Annotated in this window: 18 protein-coding genes; all 18 read left to right on the top strand. The window is 38.6% G+C overall.

Annotated features, from left to right (window positions below):
- Positions 1–98 precede the first annotated feature (98 nt).
- The gene (locus tag DZB84_RS05370; RefSeq protein WP_116351228.1) at positions 99–2,090 is read left to right on the top strand and encodes a S9 family peptidase; all 1,992 of its coding nucleotides are present in this window, start codon (positions 99–101) and stop codon (positions 2,088–2,090) included.
- Between the two features lie 404 nt (positions 2,091–2,494).
- On the top strand, positions 2,495–3,121 hold the full coding sequence (locus DZB84_RS05365) for a TVP38/TMEM64 family protein (protein ID WP_116351227.1): 627 nt from the start codon (positions 2,495–2,497) through the stop codon (positions 3,119–3,121).
- Positions 3,122–3,148: 27 nt separating this feature from the next.
- Positions 3,149–3,709: a signal peptidase I gene (gene lepB / locus DZB84_RS05360; RefSeq protein ID WP_116351226.1), complete on the top strand. Its 561-nt coding sequence runs from the start codon at positions 3,149–3,151 to the stop codon at positions 3,707–3,709.
- A gap of 153 nt (positions 3,710–3,862) precedes the next feature.
- Positions 3,863–7,099 carry an AfsR/SARP family transcriptional regulator gene (locus DZB84_RS05355; RefSeq protein ID WP_116351225.1) on the top strand — a complete coding sequence of 1,079 codons (3,237 nt, stop codon included), beginning with the start codon at positions 3,863–3,865 and terminating at the stop codon, positions 7,097–7,099.
- Positions 7,100–7,217: 118 nt separating this feature from the next.
- Positions 7,218–7,823 carry a TetR/AcrR family transcriptional regulator gene (locus DZB84_RS05350; RefSeq protein WP_223254383.1) on the top strand — a complete coding sequence of 202 codons (606 nt, stop codon included), beginning with the start codon at positions 7,218–7,220 and terminating at the stop codon, positions 7,821–7,823.
- A gap of 15 nt (positions 7,824–7,838) precedes the next feature.
- The gene (locus tag DZB84_RS05345) at positions 7,839–9,320 is read left to right on the top strand and encodes an o-succinylbenzoate--CoA ligase (RefSeq protein WP_116351223.1); all 1,482 of its coding nucleotides are present in this window, start codon (positions 7,839–7,841) and stop codon (positions 9,318–9,320) included.
- An 18-nt stretch (positions 9,321–9,338) separates the two neighbouring features.
- Positions 9,339–9,755, top strand: a complete 417-nt coding sequence (locus DZB84_RS05340) for a MaoC family dehydratase (RefSeq protein ID WP_116351222.1) — start codon at positions 9,339–9,341, stop codon at positions 9,753–9,755.
- Positions 9,755–10,759: a 3-oxoacyl-ACP synthase gene (locus DZB84_RS05335; protein WP_116351480.1), complete on the top strand. Its 1,005-nt coding sequence runs from the start codon at positions 9,755–9,757 to the stop codon at positions 10,757–10,759. The genes DZB84_RS05340 and DZB84_RS05335 overlap by 1 nt, the downstream gene beginning before the upstream one ends.
- Before the next feature lie 99 nt (positions 10,760–10,858).
- Positions 10,859–12,118 (top strand): substrate-binding domain-containing protein, encoded by a 1,260-nt coding sequence (locus tag DZB84_RS05330; RefSeq protein ID WP_116351479.1) that lies wholly within the window; start codon positions 10,859–10,861, stop codon positions 12,116–12,118.
- A gap of 419 nt (positions 12,119–12,537) precedes the next feature.
- Positions 12,538–13,305, top strand: coding sequence for an ABC transporter ATP-binding protein (locus DZB84_RS05325; RefSeq protein WP_116351221.1), 768 nt, complete (start codon positions 12,538–12,540; stop codon positions 13,303–13,305).
- Entirely contained in the window at positions 13,289–13,996 is a 708-nt protein-coding gene (locus tag DZB84_RS05320) for an ABC transporter ATP-binding protein (RefSeq protein WP_116351220.1), read from the top strand. Before DZB84_RS05325 ends, DZB84_RS05320 begins: the two co-directional genes overlap by 17 nt.
- A gap of 30 nt (positions 13,997–14,026) precedes the next feature.
- Positions 14,027–14,887: a branched-chain amino acid ABC transporter permease gene (locus tag DZB84_RS05315; protein WP_116351219.1), complete on the top strand. Its 861-nt coding sequence runs from the start codon at positions 14,027–14,029 to the stop codon at positions 14,885–14,887.
- A gap of 4 nt (positions 14,888–14,891) precedes the next feature.
- Positions 14,892–15,899 (top strand): branched-chain amino acid ABC transporter permease, encoded by a 1,008-nt coding sequence (locus DZB84_RS05310; RefSeq protein ID WP_116351218.1) that lies wholly within the window; start codon positions 14,892–14,894, stop codon positions 15,897–15,899.
- 12 nt (positions 15,900–15,911) lie between these two features.
- Positions 15,912–16,091 (top strand): hypothetical protein, encoded by a 180-nt coding sequence (locus DZB84_RS05305; RefSeq protein WP_116351217.1) that lies wholly within the window; start codon positions 15,912–15,914, stop codon positions 16,089–16,091.
- A 6-nt stretch (positions 16,092–16,097) separates the two neighbouring features.
- Positions 16,098–17,120, top strand: a complete 1,023-nt coding sequence (locus DZB84_RS05300; protein ID WP_116351216.1) for a 3-oxoacyl-ACP synthase — start codon at positions 16,098–16,100, stop codon at positions 17,118–17,120.
- Positions 17,111–18,022 carry an intracellular short-chain-length polyhydroxyalkanoate depolymerase gene (gene phaZ, locus DZB84_RS05295; protein WP_116351215.1) on the top strand — a complete coding sequence of 304 codons (912 nt, stop codon included), beginning with the start codon at positions 17,111–17,113 and terminating at the stop codon, positions 18,020–18,022. The genes DZB84_RS05300 and phaZ overlap by 10 nt, the downstream gene beginning before the upstream one ends.
- The gene (fabG, locus tag DZB84_RS05290) at positions 18,019–18,756 is read left to right on the top strand and encodes a 3-oxoacyl-ACP reductase FabG (protein ID WP_116351214.1); all 738 of its coding nucleotides are present in this window, start codon (positions 18,019–18,021) and stop codon (positions 18,754–18,756) included. The genes phaZ and fabG overlap by 4 nt, the downstream gene beginning before the upstream one ends.
- A 325-nt stretch (positions 18,757–19,081) precedes the next feature.
- Entirely contained in the window at positions 19,082–20,584 is a 1,503-nt protein-coding gene (locus tag DZB84_RS05285) for an acyl-CoA synthetase (RefSeq protein ID WP_116351213.1), read from the top strand.
- Positions 20,585–20,687: the final 103 nt, after the last annotated feature.

Here is a 20,687-nt window from a genome sequence, read left to right as displayed (position 1 = left end):
AGTATTTCTAGTGTCGAAATAATTTAATTTGTAGTGCATAATGGAAGAGAAAGTACTTTAACTACTTTGACAATTCTGTAATAAAGGACGGGAGAAGGATGACAGAGAAAAAACGCAGAGGAATCGTTGCAGAAGATTTATATGAATTAAAAACAGTGAATGATCCACAGTTTTCTCCAGATGGGAAGCGCTATGCGTTTGTGGAAACAGAGATTAATAAGGAAAAGCATGAATATAGCTCACATTTATATGTTGGAACTGTAGATGGGAATGTTACACAGTGGACGTTTGGGGATGTTCGAGATGGGTCGCCACGTTGGTCTCCTGATGGAGAAACAGTCGCGTTTGTATCCAATCGTTCAGGCAAACAGCAAATCTTTGCTATGAGTGTGAACGGTGGTGAACCGAAACAACTTACATATTGCGTGAATGGTGCAAGAAATCCGATCTGGTCTCCAGATGGTTCAAAAATCTTATTTACAACTTCTTTAGCTCCGGATGAAAGCATCACAGATAAGGAAAAGCAGAAAAAGGATGAAGATGAGAAGAAGCTTGAACCAATGGTTGTCGAGCGAATTCGTTACAAATCAGATGCTGCAGGCTTTTTAGATAATAAAAATCAACATCTTGCATTAGTTGATTTCGCTTCTGGTAAAATAGAGCAATTGACAGCAGGAGAATATGATTATGCTGCAGGTGGTTGGTCTCCAGATGGGACGAAAATCACATTTGTTGGCGATGTAAGTGAGGATTCAGATTATAATTTAATCTCTGATGTATATGTAATGTCAGTAGAAGATAAAAGCTACCATAAAATTACGGGTAGTACTGGTAACTTTGGCTTGCCATCTTGGTCACCAGATGGCAAATATATTGCGATTATTGGACATGAACAAGAGTTTGCAGGTGCAACATTGCCGAAAATCTGGCTTTATACAGTTGATAGCTCAGAATTCACTTGTTTAACTAGTGAACTCGATGCATATGTTGGCGATTGTGTTGCTGCCGATTTCCAATTAGGCGGTTCAAATCCTGGTGTTATATGGAACGACGATAGCAGAAGCTTTTATTTTCTATTAACTAACCATGGCAATACGGGAGTCTATTACGGTTCCATTGAAGGAGAAGTGTATCCGTCGTTATTTGAAAATCAACACGTGTTTGCCTTAACGGTAAATAATCATAAGGCAGTGGTAGGAATCAGTAAACCAACAGAGCCTGGCGATCTTTATTACTTAGATTTGAGTACAGGTGAATTGAATCGACTTACACATGTGAATGAAGCATTTTTACAAGAGGTTGAATTGTCCAATGCAGAGCCTTTTACATTCAATGCTCCAGACGGTTGGGAAATTAATGGATGGGTCATGAAGCCATTTGGTTATGAAGAGGGCAAAAAATATCCGACCATTGTCGAAGTACATGGTGGTCCTCATGCGATGTATGCAAATACATATTTCCATGAGTTTCAGGTTTTAACAGGGAAGGGTTTTGTGGTTGTCTTTACGAATCCTCGTGGTAGTCATGGATATGGTCAGCAATTTGTGGATGCTGTCCGAGGCGACTATGGAGGAAAAGACTACTTAGATGTCATGGCAGCAACTGATTATGCTGTCGACCATTTTGATTTTGTTGATGAAACAAAGCTTGGGGTAACAGGTGGAAGCTATGGTGGTTTTATGACAAATTGGATTGTTGGACATACAAATCGATTTAAAGCAGCGGTTACACAACGCTCCATCTCAAATTGGCTCAGCTTTTATGGGGTAAGTGATATCGGATTCTTCTTTACTGAATGGGAGCTCAAAGGTAATCTCCTTGAAGATGCTGAAAAATTATGGGAGCATTCACCATTAAAATATGTGGGAAATGTGGAGACACCACTATTAATTCTCCATGGTGAGCGTGATTTCCGTTGTCCAATCGAACAAGCAGAACAGTTTTACGTGGCATTAAAGCATCAAAAGAAACCAACAAAATTTGTTCGTTTCCCTGGTGCTAACCATGAATTATCACGAAGCGGAAACCCCAAATTACGATTATCACGACTCAACCATATTAAAGACTGGTTTGTTGAATATTTAGGATAGGAATGAAAGGCACTAGTGCTTGCTAGTGTCTTTTTTCTTGGTCTAGGAAATAATAAAATTTATCATTGTGGACAATTTTTATTGGGTGTATCCAAGTCCAGCTCACACTCCTAGCCCTCGAGGTCATAAGTCAATCACTTCGGAAGGCAAGAAGCGCCTTCTGTCAGCGCTCGTCTTATGCTTGTCGGACTTGCACAGGACAAGGAAAACTTCGAGAGCATAATCATCGCACGAAGAAAATGCATAGCATTTTCGAGGATGTTCTATTTCAAGGCGCTTGCGCTTTTGTTCTTGTAATTAAAGTGAATTTTTTTGGTAGGAATGCCCAAATGGGTGTACAATATGAAGTAAGATAATATTTTTGTATCCGCTAAGCTGGAATTGATTTTTGCAAGGAGAGACCTATGGATATTGAAACACTTAAAGAACTTATTACATTGAAAAATATTGAAGACTTGTTAAGTGAATACCGGTCGTTTGGTCCATTGCCTGGAATTGTTCTTCCAATGCTAGAAGCGTTTCTTCCGTTTCTGCCTCTGGTCGCATTTGTTGTCGCCAATGCAAATGCATTTGGACTTTGGCTTGGATTTTTATATTCATGGATAGGAGCTATAGGTGGTTCTTTGCTTGTCTTTTTCCTAGTTCGTAAATATGGTCAAAAACGATTCTTTTCATTTGTCAGTCGCCATAAAAAAATAAAAAGACTTATAACCTGGGTAGAAAAGCACGGATTTGGACCTTTATTTCTCCTATTATGCTTTCCTTTCACCCCGTCTGCAGCAATTAATTTAGTAGCAGGGCTATCAAGGGTAAGTACCCCCCAATTTGTTTTAGCTGTTTTATGTGGAAAATTAGTCATGATATTTACCATTAGCTTCATAGGCTATGATATACGAGCTCTTTTTCAACAACCCGTCCGAACAATTATTGTGGCCATCATAATATTTGTGCTTTGGATTGTCGGAAAAAGAGTGGAAGCATGGTTAAAGGTAAAGCCAAATTCAAATCTTCTTAAGGAGGATGAGGCTTGACACGATAAAACGAAGGGTGGAGTTGCAATGGAGGAAACCCCAGCAAAGAAGAAACATCATTTTTCTTTTGTGAAATCTTTAGGAATCAGTCTTATCATCGTTGTATTTTTACGAACCTTTTTTTTTACGAACTACATAGTCGACGGCGAATCAATGATGCCAACTCTTGAAGATGGTAACCTTTTAATGGTTAACAAGATCGGCATGAAAATAGGGGAGCTTGACCACTTTGATATCATTGTATTTCATAAAAATAAAGAAGAGGATTTTGTAAAACGGGTGATCGGTTTGCCTGGCGACACGCTTGAATACCGGGATGATGTGCTTTATATAAATGGGAAAAGTGTTTCCGAACCATTCTTAGACAAATTTAAAGAAGACATTGTCGCAGGTCAATTAACAGGCGACTTCACCCTTGAAGAAGTGACAGGGGAGTCAATCGTACCAGAAAATCATATTTTCGTTATTGGCGATAATCGCTTAGACAGCTGGGATAGCCGCCATTTTGGATTCATTAGAATGGAACAAGTTGTAGGCAAGGTAAATATAAAATACTGGCCATTCGACAAGATGGAATTATTGAATTAAGGAAAAATTGATCAACATAATAAACAATGTCAAAGAACTCAACCGAATTTCGAGTTCTTTTTTGGCTTGGATATGTTAAAATAGTACCAAAATTATGAATTGATTTTGGCGTAAATATACCGGGGTGCATCTGATACGAAGGGAGGTTATGCAATGGGGATTAAGATACAGGTTTTGCAAACAAAAATTACTCCACCCAATTTAAAGGACATCATTTTACAAAGGCCTTCTTTAATGAAGAAAATGAAAACGATTCCAAAGTATCCGCTTACCATTCTTCACTCGGGAGCAGGTTACGGAAAAACAACTGCACTTGCATCCTTTATTCATGATCAAATAAATACGCCATGCTGGTATAGTGTGGGCACGAATGATGACGATATTATTCCTTTTCTAACATATGTGGTCTATGCCATTCGAAAAAATTACCAAGGATTTGGGACGGAACTTCTTCTTTATGTTGAGAATATTGAAAGATATGTACGGGATGAAGAAATAAGAACACTTTGTTCACTGTTTATCAATGAGATCATTGTACTAGATAAGAACGTCATGCTTATCATTGATGATTATCATTTGATTCAACACTCTTCCTCAATAGACCATTGGATGACATGGTTGATACAACATCTTCCAATGAATTTAAATTTAGTCATCTCAAGTCGGATCAAACCAAGCTGGGATTTCCTAACTTCGATGACTGTGAAGGGAGAACTCCTTGAGCTTAAACAGAGCGACCTCGTGTTTTCGTTTGATGAAGTTGAGGTTCTATTAAGTGATTTATATGAGGGAGATTTGAATGATCAGGATATAAAGAAAATTTTTTCTTTAACAGAAGGATGGATCATTGCGATTGGAATGATTCGAGGGCAGCTTGCTTCTGATGGAGGACTAGAGGCAATTCTCAATAATAAATCGAAAACACTTGATGAATTGTTTCGCTTTCTTGCAATGGAAGTGTTCATGAAACAGCCACCGATGGTACAACAGTTTCTTGAGAATACGTGTATTTTTGATGAATTAAACGGAAAAGTGTGTGATGAAGTTTTAGGAATCAGAAGTTCAGGTGAGATGTTAAAGGAACTATCCGACCATAATCTTTTTTTGCTTTCCATTGGAGAAGGGCAATATCGCTACCATGCATTGTTTAAGGAGTTCCTGGAACAGCGCCTGTATACGACGAATGAACGGCATTTTCATAATCTTCATATTCAAACCGCTCGCTATTTTCAAAGAATAGGAGATTTTAATCAAGCAATCTATCATCTTGAGGCAACCGGGGATTTTGAAAGAATTGCAGAAATCCTCCACCATTATGGAGAAAAGATGATTCAAAATGGACAACTTGAAGGTCTTCTTGATCGGATGAAAAAGATTCCGGAATCACTTATGAACCATTATTATCTATTATGGCTCTATAAGGGAGAAGCGTTAAGATATCGCTGTTCCTATAAGGACGCTGAGGATTGTTACATAAAAGCCATTCACTTTGCTCATTCTGCTAATGACCTAGAGGGGTTAAGTAAAGCCTATGAAGGACAAGCGAAAATTTATCTTGATACAATTCAACCTGGGAAAGCTGAGCGGTATTTATTACAGGCAATTGAAGCACTTGAAGAAAATGAAGCTTCCTCAAGTGAAGATAAAAGTAGGGTCTATCAATTAATGGCTGAAAATCTGGCCAATGCTGGTCATGCAAATAAAGCAAAAAAGTGGTATGAAAAAGGACGAGAGCTCAATATCCCTTTATTGGACGGAAACTTAGAATCAAGATTATTTTTGCGGACTGGAAAACTCGTTGAAGCGAAAAAAATTCTTTCCCAAAAGAAAGTAGTAGAACAGGACCAGAAAACGGTGCATTTACAGCAGTCGCACCGTGAAACTGATTTGTTATTATCCTTAATTGAGTCTTTTATGGGGAATGGGCAAGACGCCAAGGAACTGGCGGAATCAGGTATTAAACAGGGAGTCCAATTCCAAGCACCATTTGTTGAAGCATGTGGCTGGATGCGCATGGGACATGCGGTCCAATTGCTTGATAAATATGACACTTCACTTGCGATCCAATGCTATGAAACGGCGCTTGAAATCATGGATGAATTAAATATTGCTAGGGGTAAAGCAGAACCGTTAATGGGGTTATGTATTCTATTTGGAAATCGAGGCATCTATGATCGTGCCATTGAATTTGGGAATAAGGCTTTGGAGGAAACCGAAAAGGTAAAGGATGCATGGCTTTCCGCACTTATTTTACTTTGTATGGGCATTTCTTCTGTCCACAATGAAAAATGGGAGGATGCAAACAAATATTTAACAAGATGTGAAGCCTTGTTTGGAAATTGTGGTGATCAATATGGGCTTGCTCTAACACAGCTTTGGTTTGCATTTCTTTATTATCACCAGAAAGATAAAGATGCATTTAACGAAGTTATTACTAGTTTTCTTAATAAAGTTCAGGTTGGTGGATACGATTTTATCTTGACGAAGCGCACAACTTTCGGACCTCAAGATTTATATAATGTTGTACCATTGTTACTCGTTGCACAGAAGGAAGGCATTCATCTTCCATACGTAAATCAACTCTTAAATAATTTAGGCTATTCAAATATAACGTCCCATCCTGGCTACACCTTACGTATTCAAACATTAGGTAGATTTCGAGTATGGCTTGGGAGCCAAGAAGTGGAGGAATCTGATTGGCAGCGTGGAAAAGCAAAAGAATTGCTTGAGTTATTTGTGACAATGCGAAATACAATGATTGCGAGGGAAGAAATATTTGCAACCCTTTGGCCGGATCATGACGAGGCGGCGGCAGCAAGAGACTTTAAGGTGGCTTTAAATGCATTAAATAATGCATTAGAACCAAATCGAGTGGCAAGATCAACACCATTTTTTATCCAACGAATTGGCTCATCGTATGGATTAAACCAACAAGCAGGTTATCAGCTTGATATTATTGAGTTTGAAGAATGGATACATGCAGGCCTTCATGAAAAGGATACCGAACAGGTCATTAAATGCTTAAGACGGGCATTGGAGTTATACGAGGGAGATTATTTACCGAATCGTAGATATGAAGATTGGTGTATAAGTGAAAGAGAACGGCTTCAAGTATTATTTTTACGTGGGGCTGAACGGATTGCACAAAGCTTTGTTCAAACAAAAGAGTTTGACGAAGCCATTTATTGGTGTGAACAAATTATAGCCAAGGACCGAACATGGGAGGAAGCATACCGCTTACTGATGTTTTGCTACTATCATAAAAATAACCGACCTCAAGCCATCAAATGGTATAGAAAATGCGTATCAGCATTGGAGGACGAACTAGGAGTCGAGCCAATGCTACCAACAAAACAAATGTACGAAATGATTCTCCAACATCAAACCTAGTTTAATATGACTTGTTTGATAAACCATTACCCTCTGGGAATGGTTTGTTTTTTTATTTTTAAAAACATATTGAAAAGTCAGTTATTATGTATATAATAAAAGTTGAGAGGTGATTCAGGTGTCAGAAACAACAAACTCAGATCAAAAAGTATTGACCCCTAAAGGTTTAGAGACAAGAGAGAAACTACTACGAGCAGCAGAGGAGGTATTTGGACAAAAGGGATACTATGAAACTTCCATTGTAAATATTTCACAAGAAGCAAATGTAGCACAGGGGACCTTCTATAATTATTTCCCATCAAAAAAAGATATTTTTGATGAACTCATTCGTCAATATAGCCGGGAGCTTCGTTTGGCCATTAAAGAAGAAATGGGTAAAGCTAAAACCTTCGAGGAAGCACAACGGCAAGGATTTAAGGCCTTCTTTACTTGGGTCAAAAACCGTAGAAATTTATATAGTATCGTACAACAAGCCGTAGTTGTGGATAAGGATCTTTATCGCTGGTATTACGATAAACTTGCTAATGGATTCTTAAAAAGTTTGTCCGCTGGAATTGGCGTGGGAGAATTTAAAGAGATTGATCAGGAGACGGTTGCCTATTGCTTAATGTCAATTGGTCAGTTTCTTGGGATGAGATGGGTCTATTGGGAACAGCAGGACGTTCCTGAAGAGGCTTTTGAGGCTGCAATGACACTTGTTTTTGAAGGGCTAAAAAAAGGATAGAAGGGAGAGTACATTATGCAGGGCATTGCTTATTGGATTGAAAAAAGAGCTGAATTGCATCCGAAGCGTATTGCCATTATCACAGAAAAGGAACAAATCACCTATAAAACGCTAAGTCAAGATGTAAACAATTTAGCTTCCTACTTAAAACTTAACTTGAGTATAAAAAGAGGAGACCGTATCGCAATCTTGTCTCAAAATAGATATGAATACATTGTATTACTATTTGCAATCGCAAAGCTGGAATGTATTGCGGTCCCACTTAATATTCGTTTAACAGTAAATGAACTTGTTTATCAGATAAATGATAGTGAGACAGAGACCCTTTTTATAGAAGACATCTATCAACAAACATCCAATGCGTTGAAAGAGGAAACTTGCCTGAAAGAAATTATATCCATTGACACAGTTAGATATCTAAAAGGCGGAAATGAGAATGTTTCAGTTGAGACAAGTGAAAGCGCTCCCTATTTAATTTGTTATACTTCCGGAACAACTGGAAAACCGAAGGGAGCGGTTTTGACACAGAATAATATGTTTTGGAATGCGATTAATAATTCGCTCGCAATTGATATCACATCTAGTGATCGTTCCCTTTTATTACTTCCGCTCTTTCATATAGGAGGTATAGGCTTATTTGCATTTCCAACTTTGTATGCTGGTGGGACCATCATTCTACCTGAGGGGAAATTTGATTCTGAGAGAGCCTTAATGATGATTGAACAACACCAAGCATCAATTGTAATGGGGGTTCCTACAATTCATCAGGCGATTTTACATAGTCCATCATTTGATAAAACAAATTTGAAATCTGTTCGCTGGTTTTACAATGGCGGTGCCCCATGCCCACTTGAAATTATCAAGGAGTTTTTTGATAAGGGGTTATTATTTGGCCAAGGTTTTGGGATGACCGAAACATCACCTACCCTCTTTATGCTTTTGAAAGAGGATGCCGAACGAAAAATGGGTTCGATTGGAAAGCCTGCTATGTATTGTGAGTACAAATTAATAGATTCTGAGGGAGATGTCGTAAAAGACGGCGAAGTTGGAGAGCTCATAGTTCGTGGACCAAATGTGATGAAGGAATATTGGAATAGACCTGAAGCAACGGCTGAGGCTCTTCGCGATGGATGGTTATATACAGGAGATTTAGCAAGGGTTGATGAAGAGGGATTTTTGTATATTGTTGGAAGAAAAAAAGAAATGATTATTTCTGGCGGAGAAAATATATATCCACTAGAAGTTGAACAAATCATTGGGAAGCTAGCAGATGTTGAGGAAGTTGCTGTTGTTGGAGTTGTCGATCAGAAATGGGGAGAAGTCCCGGTAGCTTTTGTTGTAAAAACGAAAGAGAGTTTAGTAACAGAAGAAGAAATCATTCAATATTGTAATCAGTTTTTAGCAAAATACAAGATTCCGAAAAAAATAGAATTTATGGATCAACTCCCTAGGAATGCGACTGGAAAAATCCAAAAGAACCTTCTAGTGAATACATAAAAAGGAGGAGAAGTAAAAATGCAGGGCTATTATGTAGGTCAAACTGCATCATGCAGTAAAACAATTACAGAAACCGATATTCATTTATTTGCAGAATTAAGTGGGGATTTTAATCCCATTCATATCGATGATGAATATGCCAAGAAAACGAGGTTTAATAAAAGAATTGCACATGGTCTATTGACATCTAGTTTATTATCTCAGCTGTTAGGAGTACATTTACCTGGAAAAGGGTCGGTCTACATGGAACAAACAATCCGGTTTACGGCACCCGTTTTTATTGGGGACACAATCACAGCTATGGCGACTATTCAAGAATATAACAGAGAAAAGAATAGAGTTAAATTACTAACGGAATGTCACAATCAAAAAGGCGAACTTGTACTAACTGGGACAGCAGTTATGATGGTTCCATCAGAAGGAGTATTTGTATGATAAATATTGGCATTGAAGCGACAAGTGTATATTTTCCAAAAGGAATTGAAACAGCTGCGGACTTGTCTAAAAAAACTGGAATTCCTGAACAGGTTATCATTGAGAAGTTCGGCTTGCATCAAAAGCATGTGTCGGATGATTCGATGCAAGCAACAGACCTTGGAATCGAAGCAGCCAGACAAATCCTATCAAAGATAGATCCTTTATCGATTGATGTCGTGATTTATTTTGGAAGTCCTCATAAGGATTACTTGGTTTGGTCATGTGCACCTAAACTTCAATATGAGCTGGGGACAAAAAATGCCTATGCATTTGAATTAATGAATGTGAGCTCCTGTTTTCCAATTGCTTTAAAAGTAGCAAAGGATATGCTGCGATCAGATGAAAAAATTAAAAATATTTTACTCGTTGGAGGCTGTAAAGAATCTCAAATTATCGATTATGATAATCCTCGTTCTAGGTTTATGTTTAATTTTGGAGATGGCGGGGCGGCGGCATTAATCACGAAAAATTCTACTACAAGTGAAATTCTTGAAAGTTCAATCATCACGGATGGTTCATTCTATGAAGATGTTCGTGTACCGGCCGGAGGTTCCAAATTGTTTCCAAGCTTGGAAACAGTAAAAAATAGACAGCATTATATCGACGTTCTTGATCCGTCTAGCATGAAAGAACGGCTTGACCCTGTATCGATTCCAAATTTCGAAAGAGTTATTCGACAAGCAGTACAAAATAGTGGATATTCACCTCAAGACATAAAAGTTCTTCTCCCACTTCATACGAAACGCTCCATGTTTAGAGAACTACTTCAAACATTACAAATACCAGAAGTAAACACAGTCTATTTAGATCATCATGGCCATATGTCAGCACTTGACCCTTGTATTGGTCTCCATTTTGCGCAGGAACAAGGAAAATTAAAAAATGGGGATATTGCTGTAGCGGTAAGTGCTGGAACAGGTTATACATGGGCTGCCACTGCTATAAAATGGAAGGCTAGCTGAATCTATACAAATGATACTGTAACTAAAATGTAACTATTACCAAGTACGATTGTCGCAGGAGGTTTTACAGTTTTTATGATGAAAAAGGGGGAAGGAAAAATGAAGAAATTCTCATTTCGTAAAATGCTTTTCTTAAGTTTGCTTGCCATGCTTATGGTAGTTGCAGCAGCTTGTAGTTCTGGAACTTCAACTACAGAAGAAGAAAAACCAAGCTCAGGTGATTCAGGCAAATCAGCAGAAGAAACTAAAGCAAAGGATCCGATTAAAATCGGTGTGCTTGCTTCATTAAGTGGTGGACTTGAATCATATGGAAAACAAACAACACAAGGATTTGAACTTGGCCTTGAATACGCTACAGACGGAACAATGGAAGTCAATGGACAAGAAATTCAATTTATTGTTGAGGATACTGAAACAAAACCTGAAGTTGCGATTCAAAAAGCTACTAAATTAATTGAGGAAGACGGAGTCGATTTCCTAGTCGGTTCTTCAAGCTCAGCGGATACATTAGCCGTTCTTCCACTAGCAGAGGAATACGAAAAAATCATGATTGTTGAACCAGCAGCAGCTGACAGTATTACAGGTGCGGACTGGAACGAGTACATTTTTAGAACCGCTCGTAACTCTTCACAGGATGCCGTTGCAGGTGCAGCAGCAATTGCAAAAAAAGGAGTTAAAATTGCAACACTTGCTCCGGATTATGCATTCGGTCGTGATGGAATAGCAGCCTTTAAGGAAGCAGCAGAAAAACTGGGTGCTGAGATTATTCATGAGGAATATGCAGACCCTGCAGCAACTGACTTTACTTCAAATGTTCAAAAGATTATTGAAGCAAAGCCTGATTATTTATATGTTGTATGGGCTGGTGCAAACACACCTTGGAACCAAATCGCAGATATGAAGGTCCAAGAAAATGGTATTAAAATCTCGACAGGTGCTCCAGATATTCCGGCACTTGCGACCATGGATGCTTTAATTGGTATGGAAGGATTCACAGTTTACTATCATCAACTTCCAAAAAATGATATTAACGATTGGTTAGTTGAAAAACATAAAGAAAAGTTCAATGGAGAGGTACCTGACCTATTTACTCCAGGTGGTATGACAGCGGCATTAGCAATTGTGGAAGCAATTAAAAAGACGGATGGCGATACAAATGCAGATAAGCTCATCGAAGCGATGGAAGGCATGAGTTTTGATACGCCTAAAGGAAAAATGACGTTCCGTGAAGATGACCACCAAGCCCTTCAAACTTTATATGCGATTCGCCTAGAAAAAGTTGATGGTGTGGATTATCCAGTACCAGTCTTAATGAGAGAGCTAAGCCCTGAGGAAACAGCTCCACCAGTTCGCAACTAATGAAACATATAGGCTTCGGTAGTATTTTTCTACCGAAGTTTCCTTTTAGAAAAAGGCTGTTTTCGAAAACTTTGTTGTTTTTGGATATGATTGTGCGAAGGGAATAGTAATTATTGACCTTCCTGTGATTTCAGCGGATGGTATGAGATCCTCGAAAATACAAGCATTTTCTTCGTGCGGTGTAGTCTTTAGGAAGCAAACTCAACGTCCAGCGGGAATAGCGAGCCCAGCGAGACCAAGTAATGTTCGAAGCCTAAGAGCGCCACGTCCTGTGGCAACGGCTTCGTGACCTACATCGTGTAGGCCTGAGGAGGCTTGCGGATCGCCCGCGGAAAGTGAGTACCAGGAGCATAAAACACCCTATGTTTTAAAAACAACAATCTTGTAGAAATGACCCAAGAAAAAAGAGGTGAGATGACGTGAAAAATATTATTGAAACGAAGGATCTGACAATTGCATTTGGAGGACATGTTGCAGTTGATAAGGTTAATTTTACCGTTCCTCCTAACCACTTCAAATCCATCATCGGACCAAATGGTGCAGGTAAAACAACTTTTTTCAATTTACTAAGTGGCCAGCTTTCACCAACAAATGGCCAAGTTTTCTTAAAAGGTGAAGATATTACAAAGCTATCTCCAACCGCACGTACAAGAAAAGGAATCGGCCGTTCCTTTCAAATTACAAATGTTTTTCCAAATCTGACTGTATTAGAAAATGTTCGATTAGCTGTTCAATCCGTGGCAGGTGTAAGGTATCAAATGATTAAGCACTTCCGTAAATATCGACAATTCGAAGAAAAAGCTTTACACATTTTATCGCTTGTTCTTCTTGATAATAAAGCAAATGCAATTGCAAAAAATTTGGCACATGGCGAAAAACGAAAGTTAGAAATTGCCATGCTTTTGGCATTGGAGACAGAGGTTCTATTACTAGATGAACCCACTGCTGGAATGTCACTGGAGGAAGTTCCGGCAATCCTTGAGGTCATAAAAAAGATAAAAGCGGAAGGGAATCGTACGATCATTTTAATTGAACATAAAATGGATATGATCCTCGACCTTTCTGATAGTGTAATGGTTTTATTTAATGGGAGATTGCTAGCGGATGGAACGCCGGAAGAAATCATGAACAATGAAACAGTCCAATCAGCCTATTTGGGAGGTTTGTACGATGACACTGCATCTTAAGGTAGAAGGAATTCAAACGTATATAGACCAATTTCATATTTTACAAGGTGTTTCATTTGAAGCAAAAAAAGGAGAAGTAACTGTTCTTTTAGGTAGAAATGGTGCAGGCAAAACAACCACCCTAAGGTCAATTATGGGACTCAATCCTCCTGCTAAAGGAACAATTGAATTTAATGGAGAAAACATTACAGGTCTTGCAACCTACCATATTGCCGCAAAAGGGATCGGCTATGTACCAGAGGATCAAGGAATATTTGGTGAGTTAACAGTAGAAGAAAATATGAAAGTCGCTATCAAAAAGGAAAACGACATAACTAAGGAACGTCTCGATTATATGTTGAACTTATTCCCCGACCTGAAGAAGTTTTGGAAAAGAAGAGGGGGTAACCTAAGCGGTGGGCAAAAGCAAATGCTCTCGATCGCAAGGGCTTATGTCAATAATAATGATTTACTGCTGATAGATGAACCAAGTAAGGGTTTAGCCCCTATTGTGGTAGAAAAAGTGATGGAATCGATCCAAGAGATAAAGTCTAAGACTTCAATTGTACTTGTTGAACAAAACTTTATTATGGCAAGTACAATTGGAGACAGATTTTACATCATTGACGATGGAAGAACCGTTCATCGTGGCGAAATGAAGGAGTTAAAGGAAAATGAACAACTCCGCAAACAATATTTAGGAATTGCCTAACGAGATATTCTAACGGGAGGAGGAGAATTTGTGGATGCAATCATTAATTTAACAATCAATGGACTTGCTACAGGTATGTTGATTTTCCTGCTTGCAGCAGGGTTAACCCTAATTTTTGGACTTATGGATGTCTTAAATTTTGCCCATGGTGGTTTATTCGCATGGGGAGCATATGCTGGTGTTTGGTCTTATGGGCAAACCGGCAGTTTCGTAGTTGGAATTGTTACAGCTTTGATTACCGGATTAATTTTGGGGTTGTTGATTGAAAAATATATTGTTACACCTGTTTACGGAAATCATGTCCAGCAAATTTTGATAACACTTGGGGTCATGATTGTCCTTTCCGAAATGTTAAAGGTCGTTTGGGGACCAAATCAATTAAGTGCGAAAACTCCTGCATTGTTGAGTGGAAGCTGGGAGCTTGGTGGAGTTATCCTCATAAAATATCGGTTATTTATTATTTTAGTTGGGTTCTTAGTTTTCTTCCTTATTTACTACATTTTAAAAAATACAAAGATTGGTTTAATCGTTCGTGCAGGTGTTATCAACAAGGAAATGGTCCAATCGCTTGGAATTAATATTAAAAAGATTTTTATGCTCGTTTTTATGGTAGGTGCAGCAATGGCAGCACTTGGGGGTGTATTACTTGGACCTTATTCCGGACAAATTTATGCAGAGATGGGTATGGAATTTGCGATTCTCGCATTTATCGTTGTTGTCATCGGAGGAATGGGAAGTATTACAGGGTCTCTATTTGCAGCGATTTTAGTAGGTTTATCAGGTGCTTACATGGCATACTATGTCCCAGAATTATCATTAGCAGTCAATATGCTGCTGATGGCCATTGTATTAATTTTTAGACCACAAGGATTATTCGGGGCAAAGGGGTGAGGAAATGAGGCTTCTAACTAATTCTTCAAAAGCGAACATCATTTACATTGCGGCAGCGGTTTTTCTTCTATGTTATCCACTTATTAATGACACTAGAAGCATATTGATTTTGTTTACACAAATATTTATCTTTGCTGTCTTTGCTATGAGTTATGATATTTTACTAGGTTTTACAGGGATTGTTTCATTCGGCCATGCGATGTTTTTTGGAATTGGTGCTTATTCAACAGGTGTACTTTTACATCGATTTGAGCCAACAGTTCCCATTTTTCTACTATCAATCATAGTTGGAATGATTCTTTCAGCCATTTTAAGTTATATTGTGGGTTTGCTCTCACTTCGGTTAAAGAGTCACTTTTATGCCATGCTGACGTTAGCGTTTTCGGGCTTGTTTTTAGTAGCCGCTGAAAAATGGCGATCATTAACGCGAGGGAATGATGGATTTACGTTTCGGATTCCAGATGTATTAAAAGACCGTATGACCCTCTATTTTGTCACACTGCTTCTAATGATTATCGTATTTTTAATGTTAAAGAGATTCACAGAATCTCCTCTTGGCAGGGTTCTCCAAGCCATTCGTGAAAATGAACCCCGCACAGAGTCACTAGGCTACAATGTCATTCATTATAAAATTATTGCAAGTATTGTCGCGGGGGTAATCGCAAGTGTTTCCGGCTCCATGTACGTTGTCACACTAAGGTTTGTCAATACATCGGTATTTGCTCTCGATGTAACCCTCGATGCTCTTCTCATGACGATTATTGGAGGAGTTGGAACACTAGTTGGGGCCATTATTGGAGCGGGACTTATCGAATTTGCCCACCACTGGCTAACTGGACTCGCAAAGGTACACTGGATTTTTGAAAGATGGATGATCTTCTTTGGCATTTTATATATATTAGCTGTTATGTTCTTCCCAATGGGAATCGTGGGAACTGTTAAGTCATGGTTTTATAAAAGAAAAGGGACGAATAAAACGAAAGAATATGAAAAAGAAAAAATAGCCGGCTAAGGAGAGAGGTCCATGAATGATCATCAAACCATTACTTCATTCGTTGTCCGTTGTGCTCTAGTTGATGTAGATAACAAGACAATGAAAAAGCAATGGCGTATAAAGGTTAGTCATGTCCAGGGGGAAGATGAGGTAGTTGTGACAGATTTAGATGATGCCGTAGAGTTTATGAAACGTGTAATAGAGGAGTGACCTACTTTGAAAGCAGTTGGAATATTAAGTACAGGAATATACATTCCGAAAGACTTTTTAACATCGGAAGACATTTCAAAAAAAAGTGGGATACCCAAGGAAATCGTAGAAACCAAGCTAGGTATTTTGAAGAAACCGATTCCTGGACCAGATGACCATACATGTGAAATGGGCATAAAAGCAGCAAGAGAAGCCATCAAGAAGGCAAACATTGACCCATTGGAAATTGATTTAATCATCTATATAGGGGAAGAGCACAAGGAATATCCTTTATGGACAGCAGCCATTAAGATGCAACAGGAGCTCGGCGCCTCGAATGCGTGGGGCTTTGATGTGGCAATGAGATGTGGAACGACAATAATGGCGATAAAGGTAGCAAAGGATTTGATGAAAGCAGATGACTCCATAAAAACGGTATTACTAGCGGGTGGCTACCGAAATGTCGATTTTATTGATTACGAGAATCCTAGAACTCGCTTTATGTATAATTTGGGAGCGGGTGGCGGTGCCATCCTGCTACGAAAAGGTATAACCACGAACAATGTACTTGAAAGTCATGTTATAACAGATGGTGCATTTTCTGAGGATGTCGTAGTAGTTGCAGGTGGTACAAAGAACCCGATGACAAAGGAAGCGTTAGAACAAAAATTAAATATGCTTGATGTTCTTGATCCAGAAGGGATGAAACAGCGACTTGAAGAAAAGTCGATGCAAAACTTTCTTCAGGTAATTCGAACAGCTGTACAAAAAAGCGGGTATACCGAAACAGATATTGACTACTTAGGCATTCTTCACATGAAAAAGTCAGCTCATGATTATGTGTTAAATGAGTTAGGTCTTACCCAGGACCAATCCATTTATCTGAATGAATTCGGACATATAGGTCAGATTGATCAGATACTTTCTATGGAATTGGCGGAAAAAAAAGGTAAAATAAAAGAAGGGGATCTTGTTGTTCTAGTAAGTGCTGGTATTGGATATGCATGGGGTGCCACGACAATTAAATGGGGGGACTGTGAATGTCAGTAATTGAACTGAAAACTGTTAATCTCGCAAATGGGGAAACATTGGGCTACAGGGAACGTGAAGGAGGAGAAAAAATAGTTCTACTCATTCATGGGAACATGTCGTCATCTAAACATTGGGATGTTGTCATCGAAAATCTTGATAGCGATTACAAGGTATATGCGGTGGATATGAGAGGCTTTGGTATTTCAACCTACCATAAACCGGTACAATCGATTAAGGATTTCTCAGATGATATTAAACTATTTGTTGATGAATTAGGATTATCAGATTTTATTATTGCTGGTTGGTCAACAGGTGGAGCCGTAGGAATGCAGTTTGTAGCTGACCATCCGGGACTTTGTTCAAAATTAGTTTTACTCGCATCCGCATCAACAAGAGGTTTTCCAATCTTTGGCTTAGGTGCCGACGGACAATTGGACTTTTCAAACCGTTTGAAGACAATGGAAGATATTCTTAGTGATCTAGCACGAACAATCCCAATTCAAACAGCCTACGACAATCGAGATAAAGAAGTCCTGAAAGCAATCTGGAATGCTGCTATATACACTAAAAATCAGCCTAGAGAGGCTCATTACGATGAGTACCTAGAGGATATGATGACTCAACGGAATCTTGCTGATGTCTATTATTCACTAAATACGTTCAACATCAGCCATCACCACAATGGGTTAACAGAAGGAACAGGACAGGTTGATGATATCACAATCCCAGTCTTAGTATTACGTGGGGATCGAGATTATGTGGTAGTTGAAAGTATGGCAAAGGAAATTATGGAGGATCTAGGAGATAATGCTACATTTATTGAACTTGAAGATTGTGGGCATTCTCCATTAATTGATAACTTAGAGCTATTGTTAACACATATGCATGAATTTATCGGAAAAAAGGAGCCAGCAAAATGAGATTAAAGGATAAGGTGGCAATCATAACAGGAGCAGCAAATGGGCTAGGACTAGAAGCCGCTATCACATTTGTACGTGAAGGTGCGAAGGTTGCTTTAACAGACTATGATACAACAGGAGAAGAGAGAGCAAAAGAACTGAAAGAACAAGGTGCAGATGTTGAATTTTTTCAGGTCGATGTAGCAAACAGAGAGAGCGTTGATGAAATGGTTTCCGCTGTAATGGAGCGATTTGGCAAGATTGATATTTTAATAAATAATGCAGGGATTACTCGGGATGCAATGCTGACAAAGCTTTCTCAGGAGGATTTTCAAAAGGTTATTGACGTAAATTTAACAGGTGTTTTTAATTGTACTCAAGCTGTCGTTCCCCATATGATTGCAAACGGAAAAGGGAAAATTGTCAGTACCTCTTCTGTAACGGGTGTGTATGGGAATGTTGGTCAAACCAATTATGCGGCATCAAAGGCGGCAGTAGTCGGAATGACGAAAACATGGGCGAAAGAACTTGGAAGAAAAGGGATTAATGTCAATGCAGTTGTACCAGGATTTATCGAAACAGGGATGGTTGCATCCGTTCCTGAAAAGGTCATCAATCAAATGAAAATGATGATTCCTCTGCAAAGGCTCGGAAAGCCTTCAGATATTGCCAATGCATATTTATTTTTATCTTCTGATGAATCTGATTATGTAAACGGAACAACCCTACATGTTGATGGTGGAATAATGATGTGATTCGCCTAGGAGCTGATTTTAAGGCTCCTATTTTTTTTGCCTAAAGAAGTTTTCTGTTCAAGGACATAATTAGAAAGATGCATAGGGGAAATGTCGTTGAGGGATTAGATGAGAGACAAAAATAAACGATTTTTGTGGTGAAACATCTTTGATAATCCATTTCAAAGACCAAGTGTAAGGACGTTTTTAACGAACTGTCTCTGATAGCCCATCTCAAAGACAAACCGTACATACTTTTCCCACACCCATATCCTAATGTAACTTCTATGTAACTACTAGCTTCTATAGTAAGAATAGAATTAAGTAGACGTAAGGAGAGATAGTTGTGAGGTGGGAACTGGATTGGATCGCAAATCGGGCTCGACTATCACCTGATTCGATTGCTGTTGTAGATGGAGAGACGGGGAGCCGCTTTACATTTCAAGAATTAAATAAACGTGCGGAAAACATCGCCTATTATTTCAAAACAATTGGAATTAAAAAGGGAGATCGGATTGCACTCCTATCCCCGAATGATATTTGTTATTTCGATTTGCTGTTTGCATGTGGAAAAACCGGGGCAATTTTTGTACCGTTAAATTGGCGTTTATCAAGTGAAGAAATAGATTATATCCTCTCAAATTCATCACCAAAGTTAATAGCATTATCTAGTCATTTGGAAGGCTTATTGCGTGACAAATCATCTAGGAAAATCATAAACATTGATTCAGTGGAATATCATCAAATTGCGAATGGACAAAGTATCTCCTATGTTCAAGGGGAAATGATTGAAGAAGATGACGCATTAGCAATTATTTATACAGGAGGTACAACAGGTAAACCAAAGGGAGTGGTCCTATCCCATCGGTCGATTATGTGGAATGGGTTAAATACAATCGTGAGCTGGAATTTATCAGCAGAAGATGTGACATTGACGTATATGCCAATGTTCCATACAGGAGGGCTAAATGCCTTGTCCATTCCAATTTTAATGATGGGGGGCAAGGTAGTAATTGCGAATAATTTTGAGCCTAATCGAGCGATTCAGATAATCAATCAAGAGGGTTGTACGGTCGTGTTACTTGTTCCAACGATGTATCATATGATGGTTAACACACCATCCTTCAAGGATGTAAAATTCCCAACCATGCATACTTTCTTATCAGGTGGAGCTCCATGCCCGCTAGAAATTTATCAGGCTTTTGAAGAAAAGGGATTATCCTTTAAAGAAGGATATGGCCTAACAGAGGCGGGTCCTAACAATTTCTTTATTGACCCTAAGATTTCAAGATTTCGAAGGGGATCTGTTGGGAAGGCAATGTTTTATAATGATGTGAAAATCATGACTTCAGATGGAAGAGAAGCTAAGGCTGGAGAAGTAGGAGAGCTTTTAATTCGTGGAAAGCATGTATTCCATCATTACTGGAATAATCAAGACGCTACTAAAGAAGCGTATCATGATGGATGGCTCCATACTGGTGATTTAGCAAAATGTGATGAGGAAGGCTATCACTATATTGTTGGTCGAAAGAAAGAAATGATCATTACTGGTGGGGAAAATGTCTATCCTTTAGAGGTAGAACAATGCATTAGTAAGCATCCAGCCATCAACGAAGTTGCTGTGATTGGTGTTCCACATCATAAATGGGGAGAAATGGTAATTGCTGTAGTTTCGTTAATGCCAGACCAACATGTGTCTAATCTGGAATTAAAAGAGTTCTGTCAAGCAAAAATCGGTAAATACAAAGTTCCGAAAGAGTTTATCTTTGTAGAAGAAATACCAAAAACACATGTTGGAAAGATAGATAAGAACCATTTACAAAAAACATATGAAAATTTAGTTGGATGAAAAAATAAAATGCAAAAAAACGACTACTATTTTAATTAGTAGTCGTTTTTTTTGTATAAATCATTTTACATACTAATACAAAATAAATAGTAAAAAAATACTA

This window comes from Bacillus sp. HNG (assembly GCF_003400205.1).
Taxonomy (GTDB): Bacteria; Bacillota; Bacilli; order Bacillales; family Bacillaceae_L; genus Ferdinandcohnia.
Note: the sequence above shows the minus strand (reverse complement) of the source record. Positions and strands in the feature narration are given on the sequence as shown.